15 protein-coding genes and 2 tRNA genes are annotated in these 16,036 nt (G+C 67.6%); 12 read left to right on the forward strand and 5 right to left on the reverse strand.

Annotated features, from left to right (window positions below; genetic code table 11):
• Window positions 1-19 precede the first annotated feature (19 nt).
• Window positions 20-1,216, forward strand: a complete 1,197-nt coding sequence (locus AX709_RS03475) for a CCA tRNA nucleotidyltransferase (protein ID WP_066546834.1) — start codon at window positions 20-22, stop codon at window positions 1,214-1,216.
• On the opposite strand, the gene AX709_RS03480 is transcribed toward AX709_RS03475, so the two are convergent.
• A complete protein-coding gene (locus tag AX709_RS03480) occupies window positions 1,189-2,856 on the reverse strand; it encodes a putative bifunctional diguanylate cyclase/phosphodiesterase (protein WP_197432013.1) in 1,668 nt (555 codons plus the stop codon). The genes AX709_RS03475 and AX709_RS03480 overlap by 28 nt on opposite strands.
• Before the next feature lie 138 nt (window positions 2,857-2,994).
• Window positions 2,995-5,241 carry a DNA topoisomerase IV subunit A gene (gene parC / locus AX709_RS03485; RefSeq protein ID WP_066546836.1) on the reverse strand — a complete coding sequence of 749 codons (2,247 nt, stop codon included), beginning with the start codon at window positions 5,239-5,241 and terminating at the stop codon, window positions 2,995-2,997.
• A gap of 48 nt (window positions 5,242-5,289) precedes the next feature.
• On the opposite strand from parC, the gene AX709_RS03490 reads away from it, so the two are divergent.
• From AX709_RS03490 to purQ, 5 genes are all read left to right on the forward strand, one after another.
• Entirely contained in the window at window positions 5,290-6,204 is a 915-nt protein-coding gene (locus tag AX709_RS03490; RefSeq protein ID WP_231727405.1) for an alpha/beta hydrolase family protein, read from the forward strand.
• Window positions 6,201-7,391 (forward strand): kynureninase, encoded by a 1,191-nt coding sequence (gene kynU, locus AX709_RS03495; protein ID WP_066546838.1) that lies wholly within the window; start codon window positions 6,201-6,203, stop codon window positions 7,389-7,391. The genes AX709_RS03490 and kynU overlap by 4 nt, the downstream gene beginning before the upstream one ends.
• A 104-nt stretch (window positions 7,392-7,495) precedes the next feature.
• A complete protein-coding gene (gene purC, locus AX709_RS03500; RefSeq protein ID WP_066479683.1) occupies window positions 7,496-8,275 on the forward strand; it encodes a phosphoribosylaminoimidazolesuccinocarboxamide synthase in 780 nt (259 codons plus the stop codon).
• An 88-nt stretch (window positions 8,276-8,363) separates the two neighbouring features.
• A complete protein-coding gene (purS, locus tag AX709_RS03505; protein ID WP_066546841.1) occupies window positions 8,364-8,594 on the forward strand; it encodes a phosphoribosylformylglycinamidine synthase subunit PurS in 231 nt (76 codons plus the stop codon).
• Window positions 8,591-9,256, forward strand: a complete 666-nt coding sequence (gene purQ, locus AX709_RS03510; protein WP_066546845.1) for a phosphoribosylformylglycinamidine synthase subunit PurQ — start codon at window positions 8,591-8,593, stop codon at window positions 9,254-9,256. The genes purS and purQ overlap by 4 nt, the downstream gene beginning before the upstream one ends.
• A 165-nt stretch (window positions 9,257-9,421) precedes the next feature.
• On the opposite strand, the gene AX709_RS03515 is transcribed toward purQ, so the two are convergent.
• On the reverse strand, window positions 9,422-10,153 hold the full coding sequence (locus AX709_RS03515; RefSeq protein WP_066546848.1) for a queuosine precursor transporter: 732 nt from the start codon (window positions 10,151-10,153) through the stop codon (window positions 9,422-9,424).
• Between the two features lie 83 nt (window positions 10,154-10,236).
• Here AX709_RS03515 and AX709_RS03520 point away from each other — a divergent pair.
• A tRNA-Arg gene (locus AX709_RS03520) sits at window positions 10,237-10,313 on the forward strand.
• Between the two features lie 39 nt (window positions 10,314-10,352).
• Here the strand turns inward: AX709_RS03520 and AX709_RS03525 are convergent.
• Window positions 10,353-10,437, reverse strand: a tRNA-Leu gene (locus AX709_RS03525).
• Between the two features lie 211 nt (window positions 10,438-10,648).
• Here AX709_RS03525 and AX709_RS03530 point away from each other — a divergent pair.
• Window positions 10,649-11,815 carry a hypothetical protein gene (locus AX709_RS03530; protein ID WP_197419085.1) on the forward strand — a complete coding sequence of 389 codons (1,167 nt, stop codon included), beginning with the start codon at window positions 10,649-10,651 and terminating at the stop codon, window positions 11,813-11,815.
• Between the two features lie 27 nt (window positions 11,816-11,842).
• Here the strand turns inward: AX709_RS03530 and AX709_RS03535 are convergent, their stop codons facing one another.
• On the reverse strand, window positions 11,843-13,351 hold the full coding sequence (locus AX709_RS03535; RefSeq protein ID WP_066546850.1) for a YifB family Mg chelatase-like AAA ATPase: 1,509 nt from the start codon (window positions 13,349-13,351) through the stop codon (window positions 11,843-11,845).
• A gap of 200 nt (window positions 13,352-13,551) precedes the next feature.
• On the opposite strand from AX709_RS03535, the gene rpmH reads away from it, so the two are divergent.
• Genes rpmH through yidC form a run of 4 tightly spaced genes read left to right on the forward strand, consistent with a single transcriptional unit; the run spans window position 13,552 to window position 15,953 of the window.
• Window positions 13,552-13,686: a 50S ribosomal protein L34 gene (gene rpmH / locus AX709_RS18135; RefSeq protein WP_010545931.1), complete on the forward strand. Its 135-nt coding sequence runs from the start codon at window positions 13,552-13,554 to the stop codon at window positions 13,684-13,686.
• Window positions 13,686-14,009, forward strand: a complete 324-nt coding sequence (gene rnpA, locus AX709_RS03540) for a ribonuclease P protein component (RefSeq protein ID WP_066546875.1) — start codon at window positions 13,686-13,688, stop codon at window positions 14,007-14,009. The genes rpmH and rnpA overlap by 1 nt, the downstream gene beginning before the upstream one ends.
• Complete coding sequence (gene yidD, locus AX709_RS03545; RefSeq protein ID WP_066546851.1) at window positions 14,006-14,218, forward strand: membrane protein insertion efficiency factor YidD; 213 nt, start codon at window positions 14,006-14,008, stop codon at window positions 14,216-14,218. Before rnpA ends, yidD begins: the two co-directional genes overlap by 4 nt.
• A gap of 28 nt (window positions 14,219-14,246) precedes the next feature.
• Window positions 14,247-15,953 (forward strand): membrane protein insertase YidC, encoded by a 1,707-nt coding sequence (gene yidC / locus AX709_RS03550; protein WP_066546852.1) that lies wholly within the window; start codon window positions 14,247-14,249, stop codon window positions 15,951-15,953.
• Window positions 15,954-16,036: the final 83 nt, after the last annotated feature.

Below are 16,036 nucleotides of genomic sequence, written 5' to 3' on the forward strand. Positions count from 1 at the left end.
TGACGTCACGCTGCCGCCGATGCGCTGGCGCGCGCGCGAGGGGCTGGGCGCGCTCGTCCAGCTGCTCGGCGCGGCGCAAGACGAAGTGCGCTTCGTCGGCGGCGCGGTCCGCGATGCGCTGGTCGGGATCGAGGCGAGCGACATCGATCTGGCGACGCTGCATCCCCCGCAAGAGGTAATGGCGCGGCTGCGTGCCGCCGGCGTTCGCGTCGTTCCTACCGGGCTGGCGCACGGCACCGTCACCGCAGTGCTGGCGGGCGGCCCGGTCGAGATCACGACGCTGCGCCGCGACGTCGCGACCGATGGCCGCCACGCCGAAGTCGCGTTCACCAACGACTGGCACGAGGACGCGGCGCGACGCGATTTCACGATCAACGCGCTCTATGCCGACCCGATGAACGGCCGGATCCACGACTATTTCGGCGGCGTCGCGGACCTTGCGCAGGGCCGGGTGCGCTTCATCGGCGACCCGCTGCGCCGGATCGCGGAGGACCATCTGCGCATCCTGCGCTTCTTCCGCTTCATGGCCCGCTTCGGCGACCGGCCCGACGCCGACGGGCTGGCGGCGTGCGCGGCGCGCGCCAACGACCTGATGGCATTGTCGCGCGAGCGTATCGCGGACGAGGTCCTCAAGCTGCTCGTCACCCGCCACGCGCCGCGCATCGTCGCGCTGATGGTCGCGCACGCAATCCTGCGCCCGGTGCTGCCCGAAATCGATGCCGCGGGGGCCGAGCGGCTGACGGCACTCGCCGCGCGCGAACACGCGCACGCGGTCGAACCGGACGCGGTGCGCCGGCTGGCGGCGCTGCTGCCCGCGGACCCCGGCGTTGCGGGTGCGGTCGCCGCGCGGCTCAAGCTTTCAAACGCGCGGCGCAAGCGACTGGAGAACGCCGTTCAGCCGCTTCCACCCGGCACCGGCGCGCGCGCGCTTGCATATCGGACAGGTGTCGAAGGCGCGCGCGACCGGCTGCTGCTGCACGGCGACGCGGGCGAGATTGCGGCGGGCCTGGCTGCGCTCGACGGCTGGACACCGCCCCGCCTCCCGCTCGGCGGCGGCGACCTGATCGCAATGGGACTGCCGCCCGGCCCCGACGTCGCGCGCATCCTGCGCGAGATCGAAACGACGTGGATCGCGGAGGGCTTTCCCGACGACGCGCGCGTGCGCGCGCTGGCCGAGCGCGGCGTCGATCAGTTGTTGCGCAGGCCGATGAGCTGAAAGGCGAGGTCGGACTTGGCTGGCCGCGAATAGAGGAAGCCCTGGCCAAAGGTGCAGCCTAGCGCCGCCAGCGTCTGTTCGAGTTCGACGGTTTCGACGCCCTCCGCCGTCGTGCGCATCCCCAGTGCCTGGGCCAGCGACAGGATCGCGCGCACGATCGCCACCTTGTCGCGATCGGCCAGCATCCCGGTCACGAAGCTGCGGTCGATCTTGAGGATGTCGATCGGCATCTTCTGGAGATAACCGAGGTTGGAATAGCCGGTGCCGAAATCATCCATCGCGATGGTAACGCCGATGTCCTTCAGCGCGCGCAACGTGTTGGCGCTGCGATCCGGGTCGGCGACGATCGCGCTCTCGGTCAGCTCCAGCGTCAGCCGGTTGGGAGCGATGCCGTAATTCGCCACGGTGTCGCGCACCAGCGCCGCGACATTGTCGCGCTGAAGCTGGATCGCGGAAATGTTGACCGACAGGGTGACGCCGCAATTGCCGCCGGCCTGCGCGTCCCAGGACGACAGCGTGCGCGCGGTTTCGGCCAGCGCCCAGCGTCCCAGCGGCAGGATCAGCCCCGATTCCTCGGCGACGGGAATGAATTCGCCTGGCGACAGCTCCAGCCCGGTATCGGTGGTCCAACGCGCCAGCGATTCGAACGCGACGATCCGCCCCGTGCCGAGATCGCAGATCGGCTGGAAGCACAGGTGCATCTGGCCATGTTCGATGGCGCGGCGAAGCTCGGTTTCGATGCTGAACTGGCTGCGCATCAGATCGAAGGCGCGCACCTGATAGATCTCGATCTTGCCGCTCGACTTGGCACGCTTGACCGCGAACTGGGCGTTGCGGATCAGGTCCTCGTTATCGGCGTCGACATCGGCACCCAGCGCGATGCCGATCGACACCTGCATCCGGATTTCAAAGTCGGAAAGCCGGAACGGCGTGGCGAGCGCGGATTCGATCCGGCGTGCGACCTGGCACGCATCCTCGGCGCCCTCCTCGAGCGACATGAGCACCGCGAACTCGTCACCGCCGATGCGCGACAGGATGTCGTTGCCACGCAACGCGCCCTTGATCCGCCGCGCAACCGAGATGAGCAACTCGTCCCCGGCAAGGCTGCCCATACAGGCATTGACGCGGCTGAAGCGATCGAGGTCCACGACCAGCACGGCAAACGCCTCGGTACCGCTTTCGGCGCAGGCCGCCTCGAGCTGATCGGCAAAGCCCGCCCGGTTGGGCAGCCCGGTGAGTGCATCCGTCAGCATCTCGCGGCTCAGGCTGTTTTCGGTGCGCTGTTCGGCGGTATGGTCGACCAGTGTGACGACGCACTGGTTCGCCACCCGGTCGCGCGGCCGGCGCGAGAGCATCACCGCATAATGGCGGCAGTCGATGTCTTCCGAAGTCTGCCACTGAAAGCGTTCCTCGACCCGGTCGGAGGCGAGATAGCCGCGAACCCGTTCGTCGAGCGCATCGAGCAGGAGCGAGCGGTCGCCGATCGTGCCGAGTCCCGCGAGACGGAACAGCCGGTTGATCGCGATCAGCACCAGATCGTCGTCGCACCGGCGCACCACGGCCGCCGGGATCGGCAGCAAATCGAGCGTTGCCTGGGTTTCCTCGGCCTCCTCGTCGCTCAACTGCACGGTGCGCGGCAAGGCAGCAGCCTTACCGCCGGCGATCGTGACCGAAGAAGACCCGAACTTGAACACCGGTTCGGTCTAACCGGACTTGATTAACAACCTCTGTTCAAAAATTGCGCAGCGCGCGAAAAGATCGCGGGGTCATCCCCTTGATCAGAAACGGTTGTCGCGCGGAAAACCGGTCGGCGGCATGCGTCCCGCCGCACCGCGTGCGGCACGCCACGGGTTCATGTCGGGCTCGGTACGGGTACGCCCCTGTTCGCCGCCCATCGTCCAGCTCAACCCGTCGGCGAAGCGGAAGGCACGGACGTCGGCCAGGCCGCCTTCGCGATATCGCTGCAACTGAACCCCCTGCCCGCGCGCCATTTCAGGCAGCTCGCTCATCGGAAAGACGAGCAGCCGGCGATTGTCGCCGGCAACCGCGACATAATCGTCTTCGGGGCGCACCGTTCGCACTACCGCCAGCCGCGCGCCCGGCCGCGGCGTCACGACCTGCTTGCCCTTGCGCGTCTCGGCAATGACGTCGCCGGTGCGCACGATGAAGCCGCGCCCGTCGCTGGCCGCGACCAGCAGCCGCGCCGCCGCCGACGCGGGCAGCAGCGTGGTGACCCCGACATCGTCGGCAAGGTCAATCATCAGCCGCACCGGCTCGCCGAAACCGCGCCCGCCCGGCAGCTTGTCGGCGGCGAGCGTGTAGAAGCGGCCATTGTCGGCGGCGAGCAGCAGCTTGTCGGTCGTCTGGGCATGAAAGGCGAACAGCGGCCCGTCGCCTTCCTTGAACTTGAGCGTGTCGGCAGCCGCCAGATCGCCATGCCCCTTTAGCGCGCGGATCCACCCGCGCTGCGACAGGATCACGGTGATCGGCTCACGCTCGATCATCGCCTCCAGCGGGATGTCGGCGGCGGGCGCGGCTTCGGCAACGGTCGTGCGGCGCCGCCCGATCGCGGTCTCGGGGCCATAGCGGTCGCGGATCTTCGCCAGATCGCGCTTCATCCGCGTCCGCTGGCGTGCCTCGCTGCCGAGCAGCAGGGTCAGCTCGCCCTGTTCCTTTTCCAGCCCGTCCCGCTCGCGCCGCAGCTCCATTTCCTCCAGTCGGCGCAGCGAACGCAGGCGCATGTTCAGGATCGCCTCCGCCTGGCGGTCGGTCAGCGCGAACTCCGCAATCATTACCGGCTTGGGCTCGTCCTCGGTCCGGATGATCTCGATCACGCGATCGAGGTTGAGGAAGGCGATGATGTAGCCGTCGAGCAGCTCCATGCGATCGGCGACCCTGGCCAGCCGGTGCTCGGTCCGCCGCCTGAGCACGATGAACTGGTGATCGACCCAGGCGGACAGCGCCTCGCGCAGGCTCATCACCCGTGGCGTTCGCGTCGCGTCGAGGACGTTGAGGTTGAGCGGCACGCGCGTTTCGAGGTCGGTCAGCCGGAACAGGCCGTCCATCAGCACCGCGGCGTCGACCGTGCGGCTGCGCGGCTCGAGCACGATGCGCACCTCCGCATCCGATTCGTCGCGGACATCGGCCAGGATGGGCAGCTTCTTGTCGTTGATCAGCGCCGCGATCTGCTCGATCAGCTTGCCCTTCTGCACCCCATAGGAAATTTCGGAGACCACCGCCTGCCACGTACCGCGCCCCTGGTCCTCAACTGACCAGCGCGCGCGCACCCGAAAGCTACCGCGCCCGGTGGCATAAGCCTCCGCGATCGCGGCGGGCGGGTCGACGACGATCCCCCCCGTGGGCAGATCGGGCCCCTGAATGAACTGGAGCATCGCCGCATCGTCGGCCGCGGGCTGGTCGATCAGGTGGATGGCGGCATCGATCAGCTCGGCGGCGTTATGCGGCGGGATGCTCGTCGCCATGCCGACGGCAATGCCGCTGGCACCGTTGGCGAGCAGGTTGGGAAACAGGCCCGGAAACAGCTCCGGCTCCTGTTCCTCGCCGTTATAGGTCGGGCGGAAATCGGCCGCGTCCTCGTCCAGCCCGTCCATCAGGTCGATGGCGACCGGCGTCAGCCGCGCCTCGGTATAACGATAGGCGGCGGCGTTATCGCCGTCGATGTTGCCGAAATTGCCCTGGCCGTCGACCAGCGGATAGCGCAGCGCGAAATCCTGGGCGAGGCGGACCATCGCGTCATAGACCGACTGGTCGCCATGCGGGTGATATTTGCCGATGACGTCGCCGACGACGCGCGCGCACTTCTTGTAGCCCGACGCGGGGTCGAGCCGCAGCAGCCGCATCGCCCAAAGCAGCCGGCGATGCACCGGCTTCAAGCCGTCGCGCACATCGGGCAACGACCGCGCCGTGATCGTCGACAGAGCATAGACGAGATAGCGTTCGGAAAGCGCGCTGTCGAAGGGATGATCGACGATCTGGTCGAAGGGATCGGTCAAGTCGGTGGCCATATGGCAGGGTGGATAGCAGCGGCGCGCGCCGCGCGCTAGGAAGCCCGCATGACCCGCCTGATCCTTGCCGCCACGCTGCTGGCCACGGCCGCCTGCACTACTGTCGAGCGGCCCGCCGAAATGGCGGCACCCGCCGCAGCGTTGATGCGCTGGGCCGACCTGACGGCACGGCCGCGGCCGACGGGAAAGATCGAAATCGCCTATGGCAGCGACCCGTATCAACGCGTCGACCTGTGGCTGCCGGCCGGGGCCGGGCCGCACCCGACGGTGCTGATGGTGCATGGCGGCTGCTGGACCACCGACATCGCCGATCGCACGCTGATGGACTGGGCCGCCGCCGACCTGCGCGGCGCGGGCTATGCGGTGTGGAACATCGACTATCGCGGACAGGACCGCGCGGGGGGCGGCTATCCCGGCACCTTTGCCGATGTGGCCGCGGCAGCGGATGCGCTGCGGGACCATGCCGCGCAATATAGCCTCGACACCCGGCGCGTCGTCGCGATCGGCCATTCGGCGGGTGGCCACCTGGCGCTGTGGCTGGCGGCGCGGTCGAGGCTGCCGGCGGGCAGCCCGCTGTGGAGCGCCGCCCCCTTGCCGATCGCGCATGTCATCAGCCTGGGTGGCCTGCCCGACCTCGAGCGCACCGCCGCGACCCCCGCCAATGGCTGCGGCACCGAAGTGGTCGGCAAGCTGGTCGCGGGTGCCAATCCGGCCGATCGCTTCGCCGACACATCGGTCGCGCGGCTGCTGCCGATCGGGGTGCCGCAGGACCATGTCGCGGGCCTGCAGGACCGGATCATCCCGATCGAGCTGAAGACCGACTTCGTCGCCAGGGCGCAGGCAGCGGGCGACCGCGCGACGCTGCATCGCATCGACCGGACCGGGCATGTCGAGCTGATCGCCCCCGGCACCGACTCGTGGACGCGGACCCGGGCGTTGGTCGCAAAGGCGTTTGGCCGATGACGACGCCGGCCGAAGCCCGCGCGCTGGATGCCGACGATACGCTGCGCGCCCTGCGCGATCGTTTCATGCTGCCCGAGGGCATCATCTATCTCGACGGCAACTCGCTCGGGCCGCTGCCGCGCGCAACGATGGCCGCCGGCCGCGATATGATCGAGCGGCAATGGGGCGAGCGGCTGATCCGCAGCTGGGACGAAGGCTGGATGGACAGCCCGGCGCGGATCGGCGCGAAGATCGCACCGCTGATCGGCGCGGCCCCCGACGAAGTGATCGTCGCCGATTCGGTCTCGGTCAATTTGTTCAAGCTGCTCGTCGCGGCGCTGCGCCCTCACCCCACCCGCCGGACGATCGTCACCGAAGCCGGCAACTTCCCGACCGACCTGCACATCGCCGAGGGGGCGGCGGCGTGCGTCCCCGGCGGGCGCGTGCATGCAGTGGCGCGCGAGGCGTTGGACGATGCGATCGACGATACGACCGCGATCGTGCTGCTCACCCATGTCCATTACAAGACCGCCGAACGCTTCGACATGGCGGCATGGACCGCGCGGGTGCAGGCGGCGGGCGCGCTGATGTGCTGGGACCTGTCGCATTCGACCGGCGCGGTTCAGGTCGATCTGGGTGCCGCCGACCTGGCCGTCGGGTGCGGCTACAAGTTCCTGAATGGCGGACCCGGCGCACCCGCGTTCCTGTTCGTCGCAGGGCGGCATCAGGCGAAGCTGACCAGTCCGCTGAGCGGCTGGATGGGCCATGCCGCGCCCTTCGGGTTCGAGGACGCCTATCGCCCCGGCGCGGGCATGGAACGCTGGCGGGTCGGCACCCCCGCGATGCTGGCGATGCAGGCGCTGGAAAGCGGCGTCGACCTGTTCGCGAACATCGACATGACCGACGTCGCGGCAAAGAGCGCGCGATTGTTCGACATGCTGGCAGCGGCGGGTGACCGCGCCGGCCTGGAATGCGTGACGCCGCGCGATCCGGCCCGGCGCGGCAGCCACATCGCCTTTCGCCATCCGCACGCGCGTGCACTGATCGACCGGCTGATCGCGCGGGGCGTCATCGGCGACTTCAGGACCCCCGACATCGCGCGCTTTGGCTTGACCCCGCTGTTCCTCAGCCATGCCGAGGTCCAGCGCGCGGGCGAACTGATCGTCGAAACCGTCGCCGAACTGGCGGAAACGGCGCATGCGCGCTGATTGCGCGACGCCCGCGGCTTGGGTATAGGGAACGCTACGGAGCCCCGGCCAGCGCGTCTCGACCCGCGCTGCCGGGGCCGATCATTTCAGGGATAGATGCCGACATGGCTCGCCGCCGCCAAATCTACGAAGGCAAAGCCAAGATCCTTTATGAGGGCCCCGAACCGGGGACGCTCATCCAGTATTTCAAGGACGACGCGACCGCGTTCAATGCCCAGAAAAAGGGCACGATCAGCGGCAAGGGCGTGCTCAACAACCGCATTTCCGAGCATGTCTTCACCCTGCTCGCCAATATCGGCGTGCCGACCCATTTCATCCGCCGCCTCAACATGCGCGAGCAGCTGATCCGCCAGGTCGAGATCATCCCGGTCGAGGTCGTGGTGCGCAACGTCGTCGCCGGCTCGCTGGCGACCAAGCTGGGGATCGAGGAAGGCACGCCGCTGCCCCGCACGATCATCGAATATTATTACAAGGACGACGCGCTCGGCGACCCGATGGTCACCGACGAACATATCCTGTGCTTCGGCTGGGCGGCGCAGGAGGAACTGCACGACATGGCCGACATGGCGATCCGGGTGAACGATTTCCTGTCGGGGATGTTCGCGGCGATCGGCATCCGGCTGGTCGACTTCAAACTCGAATTCGGCCGCATCTGGGACAATGACTATGGCCGGGTGATCCTGGCGGACGAGATCAGCCCGGACGGCTGCCGGCTGTGGGACATGGCGTCGGGCGAAAAGCTCGACAAGGACCGCTTCCGCCGCGATCTGGGCGGCGAGGTCGAGGCGTATCAGGAAGTCGCGCGCCGGCTGGGCCTGTTGCCCGAAGGCGTCGAGTCGGACGTGCTCGACCTCGAATCGCACCGCAAGCGCCGGGGCAAGTAGGCCCGCGGCTTCACCCTTGCCGCATCGCAGTTGCGGCGGCATAGGGTCCGGCATTCCCAACCGCCCCTTGCTGGAGCATCGGCTCGCCATGAAGCTGCGCATCATCGTCACGTTGAAGAACGGGGTGCTCGACCCCCAAGGCAAGGCGATCCAGCACGCGCTGGGCGCGCTCGGCTTTGCCGGGGTCGAGGATGTGCGCGCGGGCAGGCTGTTCGAACTGGACGTGTCGGACGATACCAGCGACGACGCGATCGACGCGATGTGCCGCCAGCTGCTCGCGAATACCGTGATCGAGAATTACCGGGTGGAGCGGGCGTGAACACCGCCGTCATCGTCTTCCCCGGATCCAACTGCGACCGCGACATCGCGGTCGCGCTGGAGCAGGTCACGGGTCGCGCGCCCCAGATGGTGTGGCACCGCGACAGCGAACTGCCCGACAATCTCGGCCTGATCGCCCTGCCCGGCGGCTTTTCCTATGGCGACTATCTGCGCTGCGGCGCCATCGCCGCCCGATCGCCGATCATGCGCGCCGTGATCGACGCCGCCGAGCGCGGCGTGCCGGTGATCGGCATCTGCAACGGCTTTCAGATCCTGACCGAAACCGGGCTGCTGCCCGGCGCGTTGATGCGCAATGCCGGCCTCAATTTCGTTTGCCGCGACGTCGCATTGACGGTCGAGAACAGCCAGTCGATCTTCACCAGCGGCTATCAGGCGGGGGAACGCATTACCGTTCCGGTCGCGCACCATGACGGCAATTACTTTGCCGACAGCGCGACGCTGGCGCGGATCGAGGGCGATGGCCGGGTGGCGTTCCGCTATGCGGACAACGTCAACGGGTCGGTCAACCGGATCGCGGGGCTGCTCAATGATCGCGGCAATGTGCTGGGCATGATGCCGCACCCCGAACGGCGGATCGAAGCCGCGCATGGCGGCACCGACGGCCGCCGGTTGTTCGAGGGGCTGCTCGCCGCCGTCGCGTGAGTTGACGCTTCGGGTAGCAGGCACAAGAGACCACATACCCCTCATTCTTCCCGTCACCCTGGCCTCGCGCCGGAGTCCCGCTTCTTATTGCGCCGGCGCAGGCAGCGGGGCCCCGGATCAAGTCCGTGGCGACGATCCTTGCCAGCCAGACCGCTGGCGCGTTCCTCAAACCTTCGCGCTGAACGGGGTGAAATCGGTGTCGGTATCGAACAGGTCGATTCCTTCCGCGCGCTTCAGGCCGTTGACCACCGCATAGGTGACGGGGGTGAGCAGCGCCTCCCAGGCGACCTTGAGCGCCCAGTTGGTCACCATGACCGTCAGCACCTGCTCGGTCGTCCAGATGCCCAGAAAGGCGATGGGATAGAAGATCAGGCTGTCGATCGCCTGGCCGACCACGGTCGAGCCGATGGTGCGCGTCCACAGATGCTTGCCGTCGGTCAGCACCTTCAGGCGGGCGAGCACGAAGCTGTTGGCGAACTCGCCCGCCCAGAAGGCGACGATCGACGCGATGACGATCCGCCAGACCTGGCCGAACACCTGTTCATAGGCGGCCTGTCCGCCCCAGCCGGCGGCGGGGGGCAGGCTGACCACGACCCAGCTCATCACCGCGAGGAAGATCAGCGCCGCAAAGCCCGCCCAGATGCAGCGGCGCGCGCGGGCATAGCCATAGACTTCGGTCAGCACGTCGCCGAGCACATAGCTGATCGGAAAGAACAGGATGCCCGCGCCGAACACGAAGCCGCCGACTTCGGCCAGTTTCGACGCGCCGATGACGTTCGACAGCACGAGGACGGTGACGAATGCCGCCATGACGAAATCGAAATAGCGGAAATGCGTGCCCGCCAGCCTGGATGCGGTCACCGCCTGCGGCTCCGCCGGAATCGCCCCCTGGTTCATGCCCCGACCTATGATGGCCATTTTGCCCGAGCGCAATCCGCGCTAAAGGGACCGCCGGCCGGGGTCGTTCGACCCGATTGCGGGGCCCCGTAGCTCAACTGGATAGAGCACCTGCCTTCTAAGCAGGATGTTGCGTGTTCGAGTCACGCCGGGGTCGCCACCCTGCCGGTGGGAAGGCGGCGCGATACGGGAAACGAGATGGTGCGGGCGGTCGGGCTCGAACCGACACTCCTTGCGGAACCGGATTTTGAGTCCGGCGCGTCTACCAGTTTCACCACGCCCGCACAGGCCCTGGCTGGGATCGCGGTTCGCTAGCCGATGCCGCGCCGGGCCGCAAGCATCGGCTCTCGATCGCGCGACGCGACCAACTCGCACCATCGCCCTGGGGCTTGATCCGTCCGGACCGACATGGTCGCTGGACGGGCAATCGCGCGCGCTTCAACCATTCATTAGCTATGCCTGCGATATGCCTCCGCCCCGACCGCGGGGGAGCATATGGCGACGCAATATTACCGGCCGGACGCTGCGCCGCAGGCGGTCGTGCCGCCGCCGCAAGTCGATCGAGATCAGCGTTACCTGTTCAATCCGGTGGTCGATTTCCTCTGTCTTGGCGGCAGTTCGCTGATCATCCTGCCGCTGATCCTGATGGTGCCGGTTACCGGTTATCAGGAGCAAGTCGCGGGAACGATGCTGATCATCGCGCACCTGATAAATCATCCGCACTTCGCGCATTCCTATCAAATCTTCTATCGCGGGTTTCGGATAAAGGCGTTCACTGCCGACCTCGGCCGCGCCATGCAGGTCCGGTACGTCTTCTCCGGGATCGTCGTCCCCGCGATGCTGGCGGCCTTTTTCGCCTTCTGCCTGCTGACCGCCGACGCGCGCCTGCTCGGCTACGCGGCCAATGTGATGGCGCTGTTTGTCGGCTGGCATTACGTCAAGCAGGGCTATGGGATGCTGATGGTCGATGCCGCGTTGAAACGCCAATATTTCAACGCGTCCGAGAAGAAGGTCCTGCTGGTCAATTGCTATGCGGTCTGGGTTGCGGCGTGGCTTGGCTTCAACGATGCGATCCACGAGCGGAAATTGTGGGGCCTTCAGTATTTTACCTTCGATTTTCCCGATCCGATCGTGATCGTCTCGACCGTCGTGGCGGCGACCACGGGGATCGCCGCGGTCGGGATGCTCGCGACGCGGTGGCGGTCCACCGGGCGACTGCCGGTGAACGGGGTTATCGCCTATGCGGTCAGCCTGTACATCTGGCTGTGGTTCGTGACCGTCCATCCCCTGTGGCTGCTGGTCGCCCCTGCCCTTCATTCGCTGCAATATCTCGTCGTCGTCTGGCGGTTTCAGACCAATTACCAGAAGGCGCAGCTTGCCGCGTCCGAATCCGAGGCGTCGTCACTCGCCCGCCGTCTGGTGGGCAACAAGCTGCTGGGCCACCTGATCCTGTTCACCCTCAGCGGCGTGATCCTGGGCTTTGTCGGCTTCTGGGGGCTGCCGATCATGCTCAACGCCACCATACCCTATGATGATGCGGTGTTCGGCAGCACGCTGTTCCTGTTCGTCGGGTGGATATTCATCAACGTGCACCATTATTTCCTCGACACCGTCATGTGGCGGCGGGAAAATCCGGATACGCGGCGATATCTGTTCGGGTGACCTGCACCACGTGACCCACGCAAGGCGCTAATTGACCGGCGCGCGGCGGCGATAGCTCAGCGCTTCGGCAACGTGCACGCGACCGACCTGATCGCTCTGCGCCAGATCGGCGATGGTGCGCGCCACGCGAAGCACGCGGGTATAGCCGCGCGCAGTCAGCCGCATCGCCTCCGCCGCGCGCGCCAGCAGTTCCTGGCCCGCCACATCGGGGGTCGCATGGGCACCCAGCACCTCGCCATCGGCCTCGGCATTGGTGCGCGCGGCAGCGTCGGCATAGCGGTCGCGTTGCAAGGCCCGGGCCGCCGCGACCCGTGCCGCTACCGCTGCCGACCCCTCGGCGGGCGCGGGCGCGACGAGATCGGCTGCCGAGACCGGCTGCACCTCGACATGCAGGTCGATACGGTCGAGCAGCGGGCCCGACACCTTGGTCTGGTAGTCGGCGGCGCACCGCGGTGCCCGCGCGCAGGCCAACGCCGGATCGCCCAGATGCCCGCAGCGGCACGGGTTCATCGCCGCGATCAGCTGGACACGCGCGGGAAAGGTGACGTGGGCGTTCGCCCGCGCGACGGTGACGGTGCCGGTCTCCAGCGGCTGGCGCAGCGAATCGAGCACGGCGCGCTGAAACTCGGGCAGCTCGTCGAGGAACAGGACGCCCAGATGCGCCAGGCTGACCTCACCTGGCCGCGCTTTCAGCCCGCCGCCGACCAAAGCCGCCATCGACGCCGAATGATGCGGTGCGCGATAGGGCCGCGCACGGGTCAGCCGCCCGCCGGAAATGGTGCCGGCGACGCTCGCCACCATCGAAACCTCCAGCGCCTCTGCCGGGTCGAGCGGCGGCAGGATGCCGGGCAGGCACGCCGCCATCAGCGATTTGCCCGCCCCCGGCGGCCCGACCATCAACAGGTTGTGCCCGCCGGCGGCTGCGATCTCGAGCGCGCGGCGGGCGGTTTCCTGGCCCTTGACCTGCGCGAGATCGGGGCCGGCGGCCACGTCGTCGGCCTCGCCCGGGCGCGGCGGCGACAGGAGCTGCGCGCCCTTCAGGTGGTTGATGAGGCTGATGAGGTCGGGCGCCGCCGCGACCGGGATCGACCCCGCCCAGGCGGCTTCCGAACCCTGCGCCGCCGGACAGATCAGGCCGCGTTCCTGTTCGGAGGCGTGGAGCGCGGCGAGCAGCACGCCCGGCGAGGCGGCGATGCGCCCGTCGAGCCCCAGTTCGCCGACCGCGACATACTCGCTGAGCGTTTCGGCGTCGACGACGCCCATCGCGGCGAGCAGTCCGAGCGCGATCGGCAGGTCGTAATGCGACCCTTCCTTGGGCAGATCGGCGGGCGACAGGTTGACCGTAATCCGCTTTGGCGGCAGCGCCAGGCCGATCGCGGCGATGGCGGCGCGCACGCGCTCGCGGCTTTCGGCCACCGCCTTGTCGGGCAGGCCGACGACGACGAAGGCGGGCACCCCCGGCGCCAGCTGGACCTGCACCTCGACACCGCGGGCCTCCAGCCCCAGATAGGCCACCGTGGCAACGATCGCGACCATTAAACTCCCCCTGCGCGCGGGCGACCATAGCCGCTTTTGCGGGACGGGGAATGGGGCGCGGCCGGCGATCGCGTCCGATGCGGGGGGATCGCGCAATGCCGATGGCGAATTGACATGGGCAGGCGCTTCGAGTAGCGGCGTCCCACCAACGGCCGTCCCATGGGCGGCCCTTTTGCGTTTTGAACTTCAGGGAATGAGCGATGAAGCGGACTTTTCAGCCGAGCAACCTGGTGCGTGCGCGCCGGCACGGCTTTCGCGCCCGCATGGCGACGCCGGGCGGCCGCAACGTGATCCGGGCGCGCCGCGCGCGCGGTCGCAAGAAGCTGTCGGCCTGATCCAACTCACCCGGCGCGGCGACTTTCTGGCGGCGAACGCCGGACGCCGCGCGCCGACCCCCGGCTTCGTCCTGCTGGTCCGGCCGCGCGACGACGGCGACCCGACCATGCGCGTGGGCTATACCGTATCCAAGAAGGTCGGCAACGCCGTCGTCCGCAATCGGATGAAGCGGCGCCTGCGCGAACTCGCCCGCGCGATCCTGCCCGAACATGGCGTGCGCGGTGCCGACCATGTCCTGATCGGGCGAAACAGCGGAATCGAGCGTGATTTTCACCAGCTGGGCGACGAGCTGGTCCGCGCGCTGCGCAAGACCGCCCGGTGATCGCGCGCGTCATGATCCTGCTCGTGCGTGGCTGGCAGCTGGGGCCATCAGTCATCCTACCGCCGTCGTGCCGCTATCAACCCTCCTGTTCGGCCTATGCAATCGAGGCGCTTCGTCGCTATGGGGCGCTGAAGGGCGGATGGCTCGCCGCCCGGCGCATCGCGCGCTGCCATCCCTGGGGCGGGCACGGCCATGATCCGGTGCCGTGAGACGCAATTTTCCGTTTGAGGACGATCGGTGAAAGACGAACAGAAAAACTTCCTGCTCTTCGCGGTGCTGGCCGCGGTGATCCTGTTCGCCTGGGAACCGATCCTCGGCACCTTCTTTCCCAACCTGGTCAGTCGCCCGCCCGCGACCGTCCGGAAGGGCGAGATCAAAGCCGCCCCTGCCCCCGATGCCGACCCGACCGCCGACAGCCCGGCGGCGATCCGCGACCGGGCGATCGTGTTGCGCGAAACCCCGCGCATTGCCATTGAAACACCGCGGCTCCGCGGTTCGATCAACCTGAAGGGTGCGCGGATCGACGATCTCGTGCTGGTCCGCCACAGCGAGACGATCGAACGTGGGTCGCCACCCATCCGCCTGTTGTCGCCATCGGGTGCGCGCGACGCCTATTTCGCCGCGTTCGGCTGGTCGGGCAGCGGCGTCGCGCCGCCGGCCCCCGACGCGCTGTGGCAGGCGAGCGGCGCGCGGCTGACCCCGGCCACCCCGGTCACGCTGTCGACCACCAGCGGCGGCCAGCAGTACCAGATCCGCATCGCGATCGATGACGGCTATCTTTTCACCGTCCAGCAGAGCGTGCGCAACGCCGGTGCCGCGCCGGTCAGCCTTACCCCCTATGCGCTGCTCAGCCGCCAGGGCGTGTCGAAGGATCGCGACACCTGGACCATCCACGCCGGCCCGCTGGCCGTGCACAACGGCGCGGTCGATTACGGCGTGGATTATTCGACCGTGGGAGAGGACGGGCCGCGGCGTTACAATTCGACCGGCGGCTGGATCGGCTTCACCGACATCTACTGGCTGACCGCGCTGGTGCCCGACCAGAAGCAGCCGACCGAAATGCAGTTCCGCAGCCCGCGCGCCGACGCCTATCAGGCCGACTTCCGTGCCCCGGCCCGTGTCATCGCGCCGGGTCAGAGCGTTACCCAGACCACCCGCTTCTTCGCCGGCGCCAAGGAGGTCGAGCTGCTCGACCGCTATGAGGATGAAGGTGGCATCACCCTGTTCGGCAATGCGATCGACTGGGGCTGGTTCGAGATCATCGAAAAGCCGATCTTCACCTATCTCACCTGGCTGTTCCGCATGGTCGGCAATTTCGGCGTCGCGATCATCCTGCTGACCTGCACCGTGCGGCTGCTGATGTTCCCGATCGCGCAGCGCCAGTTTGCGTCGATGGCGTCGATGCGGGCGATCCAGCCCAAGCTGAAGGCGCTGCAGGAACGCTGGAAGGACGACAAGCCGCGCCTTCAGCAGGAAATGATGAAGCTGTACAAGGACGAGAAGGTGAATCCGGTCGCCGGCTGCCTCCCCACCCTGCTCCAGATCCCGGTCTTCTACGCGCTCTACAAGGTGCTGATGCTGACCATCGAGATGCGGCACCAGCCGTTCGTGCTGTGGATCAAGGATCTGTCGGCGCCCGATCCGCTGACACCGGTCAACCTGTTCGGCCTGATCCCGTTCACGCCCCCGGCTTTCCTGGCAATCGGCGTGATCCCGATCCTGCTCGGCGTCAGCATGTATTTCCAGTTCAAGCTCAACCCCGCGCCGATGGACGAAACGCAGAAACAGGTGTTCGCAATCATGCCGTGGGTGCTGATGTTCGTGATGGCACCGTTCGCGGTCGGCCTGCAGGTCTACTGGATCACCTCGAACGTGCTCACCATCGCGCAGCAGCAATGGCTCTATTCGCGCCATCCCGCGCTCAAGCAAAAGCCGGCGACATGAGGATGGTCATCCAGATCCTCCCCGAGCTTGCTCGGGGAGGGGGACCGCTCGCCGCAGGCGAGGGGTGGAGGGGCATGGCGGGG

Source organism: Sphingomonas sp. CCH15-F11 (assembly GCF_001557005.1).
Classification (GTDB): Bacteria; Pseudomonadota; Alphaproteobacteria; order Sphingomonadales; family Sphingomonadaceae; genus Sphingomonas.

Coding starts and splice junctions, on each gene's coding strand:
- AX709_RS03530 (WP_197419085.1), top strand. CDS start 10,649: ATGGCGACGCAATATTACCGGCCGGACGCTGCGCCGCAGGCGGTCGTG.
- purS (WP_066546841.1), top strand. CDS start 8,364: ATGAAGCTGCGCATCATCGTCACGTTGAAGAACGGGGTGCTCGACCCC.
- AX709_RS03475 (WP_066546834.1), top strand. CDS start 20: ATGCGCTGGCGCGCGCGCGAGGGGCTGGGCGCGCTCGTCCAGCTGCTC.
- parC (WP_066546836.1), bottom strand. CDS start 5,241: ATGGCCACCGACTTGACCGATCCCTTCGACCAGATCGTCGATCATCCC.
- kynU (WP_066546838.1), top strand. CDS start 6,201: ATGACGACGCCGGCCGAAGCCCGCGCGCTGGATGCCGACGATACGCTG.
- purC (WP_066479683.1), top strand. CDS start 7,496: ATGGCTCGCCGCCGCCAAATCTACGAAGGCAAAGCCAAGATCCTTTAT.
- AX709_RS03535 (WP_066546850.1), bottom strand. CDS start 13,351: ATGGTCGCGATCGTTGCCACGGTGGCCTATCTGGGGCTGGAGGCCCGC.
- AX709_RS03515 (WP_066546848.1), bottom strand. CDS start 10,153: ATGAACCAGGGGGCGATTCCGGCGGAGCCGCAGGCGGTGACCGCATCC.
- rpmH (WP_010545931.1), top strand. CDS start 13,552: ATGAAGCGGACTTTTCAGCCGAGCAACCTGGTGCGTGCGCGCCGGCAC.
- AX709_RS03490 (WP_231727405.1), top strand. CDS start 5,290: ATGACCCGCCTGATCCTTGCCGCCACGCTGCTGGCCACGGCCGCCTGC.